Annotated in this window: 12 protein-coding genes; 11 read left to right on the forward strand and 1 reads right to left on the reverse strand. The window is 38.1% G+C overall.

Annotation, left to right across the window (positions count from 1 at the left end; genetic code table 11):
- The first annotated feature begins 238 nt into the window (after positions 1–238).
- From GLV81_RS04800 to GLV81_RS04810, 3 genes are all read left to right on the forward strand, one after another.
- Positions 239–637 carry a hypothetical protein gene (locus GLV81_RS04800; protein ID WP_157477336.1) on the forward strand — a complete coding sequence of 133 codons (399 nt, stop codon included), beginning with the start codon at positions 239–241 and terminating at the stop codon, positions 635–637.
- 74 nt (positions 638–711) lie between these two features.
- Positions 712–1,002, forward strand: a complete 291-nt coding sequence (locus GLV81_RS04805; RefSeq protein ID WP_157477337.1) for a hypothetical protein — start codon at positions 712–714, stop codon at positions 1,000–1,002.
- Positions 1,003–1,016: 14 nt separating this feature from the next.
- Positions 1,017–1,316 carry a hypothetical protein gene (locus tag GLV81_RS04810; protein ID WP_157477339.1) on the forward strand — a complete coding sequence of 100 codons (300 nt, stop codon included), beginning with the start codon at positions 1,017–1,019 and terminating at the stop codon, positions 1,314–1,316.
- A gap of 142 nt (positions 1,317–1,458) precedes the next feature.
- Here the strand turns inward: GLV81_RS04810 and GLV81_RS04815 are convergent, their stop codons facing one another.
- On the reverse strand, positions 1,459–1,971 hold the full coding sequence (locus GLV81_RS04815; RefSeq protein ID WP_157477341.1) for a hypothetical protein: 513 nt from the start codon (positions 1,969–1,971) through the stop codon (positions 1,459–1,461).
- Positions 1,972–3,180: 1,209 nt separating this feature from the next.
- Here GLV81_RS04815 and GLV81_RS04820 point away from each other — a divergent pair.
- The 8 genes from GLV81_RS04820 (at position 3,181) to GLV81_RS04855 (ending at position 13,268) form a co-directional block, all read left to right on the forward strand.
- Positions 3,181–4,389, forward strand: a complete 1,209-nt coding sequence (locus GLV81_RS04820; protein WP_246186365.1) for a helix-turn-helix domain-containing protein — start codon at positions 3,181–3,183, stop codon at positions 4,387–4,389.
- 35 nt (positions 4,390–4,424) lie between these two features.
- Positions 4,425–5,003 carry a Crp/Fnr family transcriptional regulator gene (locus tag GLV81_RS04825; protein WP_157477344.1) on the forward strand — a complete coding sequence of 193 codons (579 nt, stop codon included), beginning with the start codon at positions 4,425–4,427 and terminating at the stop codon, positions 5,001–5,003.
- Positions 5,004–5,084: 81 nt separating this feature from the next.
- Complete coding sequence (locus GLV81_RS04830; protein WP_157477346.1) at positions 5,085–5,720, forward strand: hypothetical protein; 636 nt, start codon at positions 5,085–5,087, stop codon at positions 5,718–5,720.
- 172 nt (positions 5,721–5,892) lie between these two features.
- Positions 5,893–6,444 (forward strand): GNAT family N-acetyltransferase, encoded by a 552-nt coding sequence (locus GLV81_RS04835; RefSeq protein ID WP_157477348.1) that lies wholly within the window; start codon positions 5,893–5,895, stop codon positions 6,442–6,444.
- A gap of 58 nt (positions 6,445–6,502) precedes the next feature.
- Positions 6,503–6,934, forward strand: coding sequence for a DUF6326 family protein (locus GLV81_RS04840; RefSeq protein WP_157477350.1), 432 nt, complete (start codon positions 6,503–6,505; stop codon positions 6,932–6,934).
- A 530-nt stretch (positions 6,935–7,464) separates the two neighbouring features.
- Positions 7,465–9,780, forward strand: a complete 2,316-nt coding sequence (locus GLV81_RS04845; protein ID WP_157477352.1) for a TonB-dependent receptor — start codon at positions 7,465–7,467, stop codon at positions 9,778–9,780.
- 18 nt (positions 9,781–9,798) lie between these two features.
- The gene (locus GLV81_RS04850; RefSeq protein WP_157477354.1) at positions 9,799–10,596 is read left to right on the forward strand and encodes a DUF4249 family protein; all 798 of its coding nucleotides are present in this window, start codon (positions 9,799–9,801) and stop codon (positions 10,594–10,596) included.
- Positions 10,597–11,183: 587 nt separating this feature from the next.
- Positions 11,184–13,268 carry a serine hydrolase gene (locus GLV81_RS04855; protein ID WP_157477356.1) on the forward strand — a complete coding sequence of 695 codons (2,085 nt, stop codon included), beginning with the start codon at positions 11,184–11,186 and terminating at the stop codon, positions 13,266–13,268.
- The last annotated feature ends 535 nt before the right edge of the window (positions 13,269–13,803 follow it).

A 13,803-nucleotide genomic window follows, 5' to 3' on the forward strand; every position in this document is an offset into this window, starting at 1 on the left:
CTAAAAAAGAAAAGTCCTATTTAAGACTCCTAAAATACACCTTACCATCCATTTACCAATCCTTTACTTGTATCGGTAGGGTTTAGTGTTCAGACATTTTTCTTTATTCCATAAAACCACAGTTATGCAACACACTCAATCCAGTGTCCCAAGGGGCACCGGGCAACACTTTGCCCAATTCGTTTACGCCAGCTTTATGCTGGCTTTTTTATGCCTGTTATTTTCCTTACAAAGCTGCGTGAAGCAAGTGCCTGCTGGTGGTTTCTACACCATCAAGCTGCCCATTGTGTACAGCTACTACCAAGATGGCTACGGGCTGTATTACCGCAATGCCAATGGCTTTCTGGCCGAACTCAACGCCACCTGTGCCGATGCTGGCCGTTCGGCCACCTGGCAATACAATGGCTTGTTTGCTGGCCTTGCGGCTTCGCCGCGGCCAATCAGCTGCCCGAGTGAGTTGGCCCGTTTACAGGATGATATTGTTCACCATGCCTGGGATGCTTTCAGCTTAACCGATTACTCACTTATCAGTGTACAATTCCAGCGGGTGGCATTGAGAGATCAACTCATCATCCAAACCCAGGAGCCAACCATGTACGGCAGTGTTTCTGCCATCGAATGCCGCATTTACTGGTAAAAAAACAGCGCCGCATAGCTGCGGCACTGTTGCTATTCTCTCATCACACAAATACAAACTATGAAAAACTTGGCATGCTCTTGCATTTTTCTGCTGCTGGCTTTCGCCAGCACAGCACAACCCAAAACCAATGTTTATCCATTACGGGTGTACCTCAATCAAAACCATCCAGCTTTCAGCTTCACCTTTTTGATGAACAGGGTAGGAGATTGCCCATGCTTATTGCTGGTGTGGCCAGCCCCGATTCCTTAACCTTTCTGCTACCCAAAGGCAAACTCATCATGCGTTGTAGTTTCATGGGCAAGCAACTCGATTTAGGCATTGTCAAACGCCCCATGCCCGACACCATTCGTTTTCATCAATAACCACATACTCACACATGAAATACATCCTCATCATTGGTTTGCTGCTATCCTGCAGCAAACCAACCCTCACCGCTTCCGATGAACTCCTCATCACCAGCGATAAATGCTTTGTGAAATACAGCATCTACAGGATTGTTGAACACCCCACAGATTCACTTCGCTTTCAAGCCTCCGGTATTATTGATTGTAACTACAGCAAAGAAGCCCGGCACCGTATACCAGTTGGCAAATACCTGTTAGTAGGGGAAACTGATGGGGAAATTGTAAATCTGAGTTTTGAAAAGCATCAAAGTAGATTTTCTTTATCCATATAACGTTCCCGGGCTTTGCGTTCGGGCGGGTTTTGGAGCACAAATCTTCAATTTAGTAATAAAGTTCAATAAAAGCATAAAGCTCCAAGTTTGCACGTCACCCCGCCTGACGCAAAACCCGTGTTAGCAGTTGTGTTTCTTCCGTTCATAATTTCAAGTCGTAAATTTGGTCGTGGTCAACACTGTATTGCACAGACCACCAACAATCTTTCGTATTGTCATTTGTGTAATCCACTTTTTTCCATTCGTCTTGTCCACCGCAACGCACAAAAACAAACTCAATTTTTATTATTTTTTCTCCTTCAATACTTGTCCGTCCGAAGTAACGTCTTTTATAATATTTCAACTGGTCTTGCAGAGGCACTTTTCCGTCAAGACTGTTTACAAAAATTGTTTGGTTGGTCTTTGTTTTCGTCTCTAAATAGTCGAGTAACTTTTTTTCTGCATCGTCAATTTGAGTTGTTGTCGGTTTAAATCCTATGTCCTTGTCACGGGTGTCACTTTCATAAACAACAAATGCTTGAGTGTGCCTTCTTTCAGAGTCATTGCAACTCATCAGAAATAATATTGTCAATATGTAGATTGTCTGTCTTAACATAACTGCTAACTCATAAATAGGCGAAAGTTTTCTGCCATTTACACTTTCGCAATTTTTCATAACTCATTGTCCGTTTGATGGTTGTAAAAAATTGCGAAACGCCAAAATCTTTCGCCAATACAAATACGTTTTATTAAAAATCCCTATCGTTTTTCACTTTTCCAAATCTTTACCATCTTTTGCCCAAAATATTTCGTCGCTGTATGCTGCTGGGTTAGTGTGGGCAAGAGTGTGACCTAACAAAAGGTCGGCGGTCTTCCATCGGTCGGCCAACAAAAACCTCGCCAGCCCGGCATGGCACTGCTGCAGGCCAACACACACAGCTTTGTGCAGCAGAGCCATGCCGCCCTGCGGGTGCTCCGCAAGCTCCGCAGGCTGTCATGGTTTTCGGCCGCCCTCAGGTCGCCGCCGTCCGGCCCTTTACTGGCTGCAGCCCAGCCTACCTTGGTTGGCTCCCATTTTTTGGGCAATGAAGAATAGCTAACAGCAGTGCAATTGATAATGTTATGTAGCAGCTTTGTTAGCGTCCCACGATATAGGAGCACCGCTGTTATAACTTATACGCGTAAAAATCTGAAGCGGTGGCGATCCAATTGGATCTATTAGAATGAAAGTTTTTTGCTTTGAAAAGATTGCGGCTACAGACCCTGAAAAACAGTATTGCCCGTTGCTGATCTTGTCGTGGAAAATGACGAGGCTGTTGTTGCCATCAATCTTGAGGAGTTTATCGTCTGCAGCCCAGAAGTGCAATTTGTATTCTGGCGAGAAATTGTATGCTTTGAGTGGATGTGGGTCTGGGCTGGAAGAATTTATATGTTTTCAACGTGGACTATAATTTTTGAAATAAATAAGCTGCAATATGCAAACCGAACCGCTACTATCATCTAGTGAGTGGTTTTAGAGCAGCATTGCTAAATGCACAATATGACTCTTTTTTCGCCATGTAATAAATGAGTATAACCTAGTCCATTAAGGCTTGCTCTCCGTAAAGTATTCAATTTTGCCGCTTGTCATTTCCCAAGCGTCATGAGGGGGAGTATCTAGTGGAATGTTAAAAAATGGGGCAAATAGCATGTAAGTTTGGTAAATGGGGTAAGGGCTTGAAGTCACAGAGATTAGTTTTTTTTCTGAATATCATTTTCTTTGATCAGGACAGTTAGATATTGTTGTGAAGGGAATGTGAGCTGTTTTCTTCAGTATAATTCAACTTGCATTTTTAGAGTATCTTTCCCCGGTCTTTATATTCAAAACCAGTATACTGTGCAAACGATGTTATATTATTTTGGTGCTGGAATAACCCTTTTTCTTTTATTAATACTGGTGTCTAAGAAAGGGAAAACAATTGCTGATAAAATATTGGCAGTTTGGTTACTTGTAATTGCTTTGCATACGAGTTTATTTATAATCAATCTTCAGCCTGCCACAATTGATAATATTCATTGGATATTGGCTGTTGGAACACCCTTTCCATTACTGCACGGTCCATTTCTGTGGTTATACACGGCTGCTTCAACCAATATGCTACCTGTAAAAAGGAAATTTTGGGTGATACATTTTTTACCAGCCATCATCACAGTCATCTATTTGCTACCATTATATCTGCTAGATGCCCAGCAAAAGATGGACATTTTTATAAGTAAAGGACAGGAGTATCAAACAGCCAATACGATACTGATTGTTTTAATACAATTATCAGGATTGATTTATATAAGTTGGTCGTTTTTTTTACTGCAAAAACACAAGAAAAATATTGGAGAACAGTTTTCTTATGAAGAAAAAATTAACCTGAATTGGTTAAGGTATTTGATTTACGGTCTATTGGTTATATGGGTAATTATAATTCTGCTCAAAAAAAATTCACTCATTTTTGGTGCAGGTGTTGTATTTGTAACACTACTTGGTTTTTTGGGTATCAGGCAGGTAGGCATATTTGGAAATAGTCGGCCTTTTGTGCCGGAAGGTTTGAAACCGGCCGTTGACCCTGCTACGGAAGCACCTAAACCATTGATGCAACACAATACAGCGTTTGAAAATGCAAATGAGCCAAAGGAAATTAAAGCGGCTCAGTTATCTACTGAAAGTAATCATTCAAAGAAAAAATATGCGAACTCCGGCCTAAGTGCTGCAGTTGCTATTGAAGTGCATGTAAAACTGACAATGGCAATGCAGCAACATAAGTGGTACACAGAGCATGAATTGTCTCTTGCTATGCTGGCAGAAAAGCTAAACATACATCCCAATTATCTTTCTCAGGTTATTAATGAAAAGGAAATGAAGAGTTTTTTTGATTATATCAACAGTCTTAGAGTAGAAGAATTTAAACGTCTTGTTTCTCTGCCAGAAAGTAACCAATACACCATGTTAAGTATTGCTTATGATTGTGGATTTAATTCTAAATCCTCATTCAATAAAAACTTTAAGAAAGTGACTGGTGTATCACCGTCAGAATATATTGCCGGGCTTTCTACAATAAAGTGATTGGCTTATTATGCAAGGTTTGATAAATAAAGATTATGGAAAACAAACTTTTTAGTTTTATATCAAAATACATTTCTCTGACAGAGGAAGAAAAGAACGTATTGCTTTCATTAAACCTTTTTCATACTTTAAAGAAAGGAGACGTCATACTCAAGGAAGGACAATACTCTAAAGAAAGCTATTTTGTTTTAAAAGGCTGTATCCGGACTTATTACATCATAGACGGTGAAGAAAAAACAACTGCTTTCTTTACAGAAATGGACGTGTTAACGCCACATTGTGTGATTAATAAAACAGCTTCCGACTATTTCATCAGTTGTGTAGAAGATTGTATTCTAAGCATTTCTAACAGTGAAATGGAGGCTGAAGTAAATAGTAAGTTCCCGAAGTTTGACATCATGTGTAGAAAATTGTCTGAAGAACTATTAGCTAAAAAGCAAATTGATTTTGATTTGTTTAAAACTTCTTCACCGGAAGAAAGATACCTGAACTTACTGGAGAACAGGCCGGACCTTATCCAGCGTGTTCCCCAAAATCAATTAGCAAGCTATTTGGGGATCCAGCCTCAATCATTAAGCAGGCTGAGAGCAAGAATTCTAGGGAAAAAGGGCTGACATTTATTTCTTAACTTAAGTGAAAGGATATTTTTTTCTCTAAAGACACTTTTGCCATATCATCTAAAACTAAAAGAGGATATGCAAAAGAAAAATTTATGGATAGTATTTGCATTGGTGCTAGCCGCTAATTTGCAGGTGAATGCACAAAATAACGATAGTACCTATAAAAAATGGTATGTCGGCAGCACACTGTATCTGTTGGGAAACTTAACCGAAAAGCACAATCCGAAATATATACAAGTAAATGTTGGATACAGAATAACACCTAAAGATGTTATTCATATAAGATTTAAAAAATCTGAGTATGACTGGCCTTTGGGCACACCCTGGAAGAACATTTTTGATGGAACAGAGGATACCTATCCCGGACATGCACGTATACTTGCTCCTACAGTAGGATACCAGCGGTTTTGGTGGAAAGGAGCCTTTACATCTGTATATGCTTTGAATGCTTTTGAAAAATATATGGATGTTAATAATAGAAAGATTGGAAATGGGTACACCCTTTATCTTGACTTCTATTTGGGTTACCAATTCAAGTTTTTTAAAGACCGCTTCTTTTTTGAACCGTCTATTGGATGCAGTTATTGGCCGGTAAGAACCAATGTTCCGGCATCTTTTAAAGCCGTAGAGAAAAAATGGAATAACTACTTTATTCAACCGGGGTTTGATTTCGGGTATAATTTCAACGTTAAACGAAAAAAATTAAAGTAGGAATCGGGCTCTCTTAAAAGTATCCTGAAGTTTTGGTCATTCCGAAATATTGTTGAGCTAATATTCATATACTGCGAAATTCTTTTAATAATTGATAGTGTACTGGTAAAGCGGTAATTCATCGATTGCTGGTCGTTAAACCTTTGCTTACTGAGGGAAAGACAAATGGGCTATGAAAGACATGAATATTTCTACTGCGAGGCTTACTATTCGACCGTTAGCGCTGAAAGATTTAGCTGACTTTCATTGTTATCGGTCGAATCCGGAAGTCACCAAGTATCAGGGTTTTGATGTTTTTACGTTACAGCAAGCAAAGCAATTTATAGAAGAGAATGCTACTAAGCAGTTTGGAAAGCCAGGTGAATGGGTACAATACGGAATTGAAAACACTGATACAGGGTATCTCATTGGCGACTGTGCCCTTAGACTAGATCAATACGACTCAAGGGTTGCAGAAATCGGTATCACTATTTCACATCTGGAGCAGCAAAAGGGATATGCGAAGGAAGTAATTGGCGGTGTTTTGACGTTTCTGTTTGATGTCCAACAAATACATCGAGTTGTTGTGATAGTGGATGCTGAAAATACTGCTGCAATTCATTTGTTTACAAGTTTGGCATTCCGGTTGGAAGGACATTTTGTTGAAAATGTTTTCTTTAAAGGGAAATGGGGAAGTGAATTTCAATTCGCCATGTTACAACGAGAATGGGACAGCAGAGCGTGAAACATTTTTTGCACTAAGTGACAAATATTCTTTTTCCCATAACTATTGGTTGACAATCATGGATACACAAAAAAAACAACTCATTACCTGGGATGGCGTAAATGTCTGTGTAAGGCTGAAACTAGCTGCGCTTTGGACCAGTCTGATGTTTCTCATAATTTATCTTGATTATTTCCACCTTTACATGCCTGGAAAGATTGAGGATATTAGTCAAGGAAAGGTGTACATTTTTGAAATTACACAAGGGTTTTTATTCGGTGCTCTTTCTTCAGTGGCCATTCCAACTCTAATGATATTCTTTTCTGTCGCGTTTTCAGTTAGCGTCAATCGCTGGACGAATATTACAGTTGCTTCTGTTTATATTCCTTTCATGCTGTTCAATTTAGCAGGGGAAGCTTGGCCGCACATGGTGTTTGGCGCTTTTCTAGAAGTTGTTCTTCTTAGCTTAATTATAATCTATGCTTGGAAATGGCCTCGAATTGAGAAATGATAATAGCGTGTTATAATGCTTATTGTACTCAGTGACATCGCTGTGGCTTTGATGGGTGAGAATCATTTAAAACAGGTATTAATAATGAAACAGTAAGTAGTAAACAACAGAATGATTTATTTAAAACGCTTCATGTTATTCTATTTGTGATTGGAATTATAATTCTACTTATTGTTTTATGTTGAATGGCATTTATTCTAAAGCCGTCAGATTTCCTGCCTTGCAGTTAGCAATATTCACATTCTGATATACATCAGATGATTCTTAACAGATGCTGGTTAAATAGTTGATGCCGCATTTGGTATAATATATAAAAGTATCAAGTTATAAGTTGGGCACATAAAATGTAGAAATGGATTATGATCTATCGACTATCAAGAAATGGATAGTTGACCTAGCATTACAGGATAGCCCGCTTCAATATTTGAATTCTATGGTTTTTGTTAAGAGCTCACACAAATAAGGTTTTTGGACAGTTGCCCAAAACTTAAAACTTACATGTAAAAAACAAAGCTTAAATCTTAAAAAAAATGAAGCAAATTTTCATTGCAGTTTTATCTATCTGTTTTACAATTACTGTGAACGGTCAGAAGAACTTCACACTCAGCGGTAATATTAGAAGTAAAAGTAGCGGTGAATCCATTATTGGAGCAAGTATCAGAGTGCTCAACAGTAACCATGGTACAAGCTCAAATGAATATGGATTTTATAGTATTTCATTAGCACCAGCCACTTATGAAATAGTTTTTAGTGCGTTGGGAAAAATGTCAGATACTGTAAGCATTTCTTTGTCTGGAAACATAGAAAAGAACATCATCCTTTCAGATGCGACTTATGAGTTAGCAAGTGTTGTAGTTACAGGCAAGAAATCTTTTGAACGCAATATTGGTGGCTCTCAAGTAGGACTTGAAAAACTTTCTGTTCAGGACGCCAAGAATATCCCTGTAATATTTGGGGAGAAAGATTTGCTAAAAACAATTCAACTACTGCCAGGTATCAAAACAGCTGGCGATGGTAATAGCGGCATTTTTGTAAGAGGCGGAAGTACCGATCAGAATCAAATAATTTTAGATGAAGCCAATATTTACAATGCAGCTCACTTGTTTGGTTTTTTCTCTACGTTTAACAGCGATGCCATAAAAGATGTATCTGTATACAAAGGAGGAATGCCGGCACAATATGGCGGGAGATTGAGTAGTGTATTGGATGTTCGAATGAATGATGGGAATAATCAAAAAACCAGTGTTAGTGGCAGCATTGGCCTTATCAGTGCGAAATTGAATATTGAGGGGCCACTACAAAAAAATAAATCATCTTTTTTGATTACCGGCAGGAGAACATATGCTGATATGTTTTTAAAACTGGATGATCAATACAAAAATAACCAACTCTATTTTTATGATTTAAATGCCAAACTGAATTATGAGCTTGGTAAAAAAGATAAGCTTTATTTGAGTGGTTATTTTGGTAAAGATCTACTTGGTTTAAATGAACAATTTACTACTAACTGGGGAAATGGCACCGGGACTCTGCGATGGAATCATATCATCAATAGCAGGATGTTCTTAAACACTTCGCTTATTTTTAGCAACTATAACTACGAGTTTAAAGTTAAGAATGGAACGAATGATATTAGGATTTTCTCGCAAATCAGAGATTGGAATTTAAAACAGGACTATCAATACAGTATCAATAATAAAAACAATTTTCGTTTTGGCTGGTCTGTCATTTATCACATCATCCGCCCGGGTGAAATCACCAGTAATGCTACTTCCAGCATCAATGATAAAATTCAGGATAAACGATACTCTTGTGAAAATGCAGTTTACGCCAGCAATGTATTTAAGCCTCATAAAAACTTAAATATTACTATAGGATCAAGGTTCAGTGCTTTCAGCGTTCTTGGTGGTGGGAACTTTTTCAACATTGATGAGAATGGTGCAATTACTGATACACTTACCTATGCAAGAGATGAAGCTGTAAAAAAGTACTACAACCTGGAGCCAAGAGTTTCAATTGGCTATTTGTTAAGTCCATCTCATTCTATTAAAGCTGCTTATACCCGGAATGCACAGTATATGCATCAAATTACCAATTCTAACGGTACAAATCCGTTGGATAAGTGGGCAAGCACCAGCAATATTATTAAGCCTCAGATTAGTAATCAATATAGTTTGGGTTATTACTCTAATGTCTTCAATCGCCGCTATGAGTTTACTGCTGAGGTATATTATAAGGATATGGAAAACATCCTTGATTACCGAAATGGTGCAGATTTATTTCTTAACGAAACAGTAGAAACGCAGTTGCTTTTTGGCAAGGGGAGGGCATATGGCACAGAGTTTATGTTTAAGAAGCAAACAGGGAAACTGACAGGTTGGGTTAGCTATACTTTGAGTAAATCTGAAAGAAAAATCAAGGGTATTAATAACAATCAATGGTACAATGCAACACAAGACAGGACGCATGATATATCTGTAGTTGGTATTTGTCAGTTGAATGAAAAATGGACGCTTAGTGGAAACTTTGTTTTCTATACCGGTAATGCAGTAACATTTCCATCAGGCAAGTATCAAGTGAATGGACAAACGGTATATTATTATAACAGCAGGAATGCTGATAGAATGCCCAATTATCATCGTTTGGACTTTGGTGCAACATGGCACTTGAAGAAAACCAAAAAATGGACTAAAGAACTGGTATTTAGTTTATACAATGTGTATGGAAGGGAGAATGCATTTACTGTAAACTTTAAGGATAACAAAGACAAACCTAATGTTACAGACATTATGCAGACAAGCTTGTTTCGGTGGGTGCCATCAATCTCCTACAATTTTAAATTTTAACTCATTAATGATAGGGAAATGAAAAGAATATCTTCAATCTTTTGTGTAGCGTTAATTGGTTGTTTATTGCAAGGCTGTGAAAAGAAAATCGACTTGGAACTCAAAACAACGACTCCAATTATAGTGGTTGACGGAAGAGTAACGAATAGCTCATCGGAAGGTAGTGTTGTTGCATTGTCTTACACAAAAACTGTTAAGTCAGATAATAGTATTGTGCCGTTAACTGGTGCAACAGTAACCATTCAGGAAGGTAATGGGACTGTTTATTCTTTGCCTGAGGTGTCAAATGGGGTTTATCGAAATGCAAGTTTGACAGGCATTGTTGGTAAAACGTATCATCTTACTGTTGTAGCTAACGGCCAGACACTTACCTCTAGTTCAACAATGCCAACAATGGTAGCATTTGACTCTCTTGTGGCTGAAGACTTTCCTGGATTCGGCAAAACCATTAAAGTGGTGACACCATTTTACAATGATCCACCTGGCTATGGCAATCAGTACAATTTATCTATCATTAAGAATGGGAAATTGATTAAAGATGTGTTTGCTTACGATGATTTATTTATTGATGGGAAAAAGGCAACCTTTCCGTTGATATACTCAAGGAAGGCAGATGAGTTTAAAAAAGGCGATCTTATTGAAGTTGTAATGAATTGCATTGACCATGCCAATTATAAATACTGGTTTAGTTTTTCTCAATCGTCTACTGGTAGTCCTCAGGCGGTGCCGGATAACCCCATCAGTAATATTAATGGGCGTGCCATTGGTGTTTTTGGAGCAGTAACATTTCAAAAAAGAAGCATAGTAATTCAATAGTCTACATTGAATTATGCACCGTATCAGGACCTTCATTTATTCAAGCATGTAATCTTGTTGAAAGGAACTAATGTGTACTTGCATTTGAAATCCATACTTTTTTAGAATCATCTCCTTTGTAGTTGTATGCTTTAGCACAAGCAATGCCAGTTTCGTATAGCCGGCTTCTTTCTACTTTAATATTATTGAACCTGATTAATCCACAGGCCCACTGGTCTGTGGATTTTTTAACGTGTGTCAATGTCTACCGGATATAGATTATGGAGTTGGAAATTTTCATTTTATGCTTTGATTCAGCGGGAAGTGGATTTCTGCTGTTTGAATGATTGACTGTTGTGGCCGAGGCATTTCTGAGGCTGCAAGAAAGCGCTATTTCTTAGCGGCAACTTATAAGTTAGGTTACAATGAGCAATTGGTAAGATATAGGAGTTTGATTATCAGTTGTTTATCGATTGGTCTCACATTATAGGGTAACCCTTTTGTCTGATGTAATGCACTGAGATTTGACATCTGTTTGAAACATAGCTACTGTTTTCCATTTCAGCAACCCCAATCATTAAAACAAAAATTCAATATTCAAAACGAGAATGATGAAACAAATAATTGCTCCTTTTTTCCTTGTTTGTATTACAATCGTTGCAAATGCTCAGCAGCGAGATCACCGCCTTGCTGGTTTAGATTCTATGATCAACAGCATTCTAACAGAATGGAATGTGCCTGGTGTTTCGATTGCGGTAGTAGAGAAAAACAAAGTATTGTTTACGGGTGGCTTTGGCTACCGGGATTATGAAAACAAAAAGCCGGTTACGGGCAATACACTATTTGCCATTGGCAGCTGTACAAAGGCATTTACTGCTTCTCTCATTGGGAATTTAGTTAAGGATTTTTCTCTTGATTTAGATGCGCCTATCAGTAGTTATTATCCCGCACTGAAGTTTTATAATAGTGAACTGACATCGAACGTTACAGTCAGAGACCTGCTTTGCCATCGTACAGGATTACCAAGACATGATTATGCATGGTACAGTGGCGCTATGGGCAACAGAGATAGTATGGTTCGATTAATAAAGTATCTTGAACCAAGTGCACCACTCCGACAAACGTTTCAATACAATAATTTAAACTACGTTGCTTTAGCACGATTGCTTGAAATTACCTATCAAAAAAGTTGGGAGCAACTTATTGAAGAAAAACTATTTGCTCCACTATCAATGAAGAGTTCGTCAACCGGTCAGATGTCAAATGCTTCCGATTATTCCATTGGTTACATCAACAAGAATGGGCATCTGCAAGAATTAGATTTTCTTCCCAGTGCATTAAGCGGTATAGCACCCGCAGGCGGCATCGCGTCATCGGCAAATGATATGGCTAAGTGGCTGTTGATGTGGACAAACCAGGGAGCATTTGACGGTAAAGAAATAATCACCGCTGAATTTTATAAACAGGCTATTAGCTCACAAATGATTGCTTCCGCCAATTTGCCATCAAAGCTGATGTCGGATTACTACTTCTTCAATTATGGTTTAGGTTGGTACACAGTTAATTACCGAGGGCATTATGGAGTTGGCCATGGTGGTAACATTAACGGGTTCAGTTCGTTTGTTTCTTTTTTGCCTATTGACAGCATTGGCATTTTTATATCCGTGAATCAGCATAATTCAGAAGTACCACGTATTCTTCACAACATTATTGCCGACAGGATGATCGGAGCTAGTTACAGAGACTGGAATAGTATTATGAAGATGCAGACCAGGACATTGCCTTTGAATGCAGGTAACACTGTTAAAGCAACAAAGCCATCTCATTCATTTACTGATTTTGCCGGCACTTATACCAATAATGCCTATGGTAGAATTGTTATAAAGGATTCTAAAGATGGCTTAACCGGAACATTTAACCGGTGGAACTTGAAAATTAAACATTTGCAGTACAACTATTTTACATTCTTTATAGATGAGCAAGCTTTTGATGGCAGTGAAGCAATGAATGGCCAATTTACTATTGGTGCAGATGGAGCGATTGCTTCTTTGCAAATGCCTTTTGAAAGTAGTGTAAAAGATATTGAATTCAAAAGGCAGGTGTCCACCAGCCAGATTATTAAAGTTGATTTGACTGATTACTGTGGAGACTATGACTTTAATGGCAGTGTAGCAACGATATATCTTACAAGCAATAGTATTTTGAAAGCAAAGGTGCCTGGTCAGCCTGAGTTTGAGTTGCAGCCAATAGGTCAAGATGAGTTTGCTGTGAAAGGGGCAAAAGGTGTTAAGATAAAGTTTGAAAGAGATGATAAAGGGAATATTCCTGCTTGTGTATTTGTACAACCGAATGGATCATTGAGCGTGAAGAGAATTGGGAATACGAAAGTTGGCACTTCTGGCAATTCAAGTAATGAGGATAAATCAGCTTCTGTAGGTAAAAACGATTTCACAAAATATGTGGGTGAGTACAATATGGGGGGACAACAGGTGAAAGTGTATTTGAAGCAAGAAATATTGATGGCCAAAATTCCCGGACAACCAGATTATACATTAATTCCTGCTGGAAAGGATGCATTTGCAATAAAAGGAGTTAAGGGCTATGGAGTATTGTTTGAAACTGATAAAAATGATAATGTGATTGGTTTTACCCTTCAACAGCCGAACGGAAATATCAAGGCAGAAAAAAAGTAATCAAATTATTGTTGTTAGTCAATTATGAATTGAAGTAAAAACAGATGCATCAATTCACCATAAGCGGTTTTTTTAACTTAAGTTAATAATTCCGTTTATGGGGCTGGCTACATTTGATTCAGCGACAAGGTCTTGTGCTCTTTTTCTGACCACTCTGATTTGTTCTCATCGACTAAAGTATATGATATTCAATTTGAGAAAGTGTTTGAAAAATAAATAAAGACAGCCGTAAAAGTGTTTTGTTCTAATGCCAACGGGTATGGTAAGAGATGCCCATTTACAGGGTAATATTTTTCGATTCCTAACTAAGATAATCAGGTAGTTCACTTGCCAATAATTCATTCATGAAATCAAAGATGTTCCAATAATCAAATACATATTTCAAAATGCTACGGAATAAATACTTTAGAATCGCTTCGTTAGTGAACTTCATTTTTTTTGCTTGTTCGAAGCCCATGCCTTCGGTACCATCGAATGAGATTCGGTACTCAATAACCGGGAATTTCACGGGAACCTTATATGCATCTTACACCAC

The sequence above is a fragment of the Phnomibacter ginsenosidimutans genome, assembly GCF_009740285.1.
In the GTDB taxonomy this organism is placed as follows: Bacteria; Bacteroidota; Bacteroidia; order Chitinophagales; family Chitinophagaceae; genus Phnomibacter; species Phnomibacter ginsenosidimutans.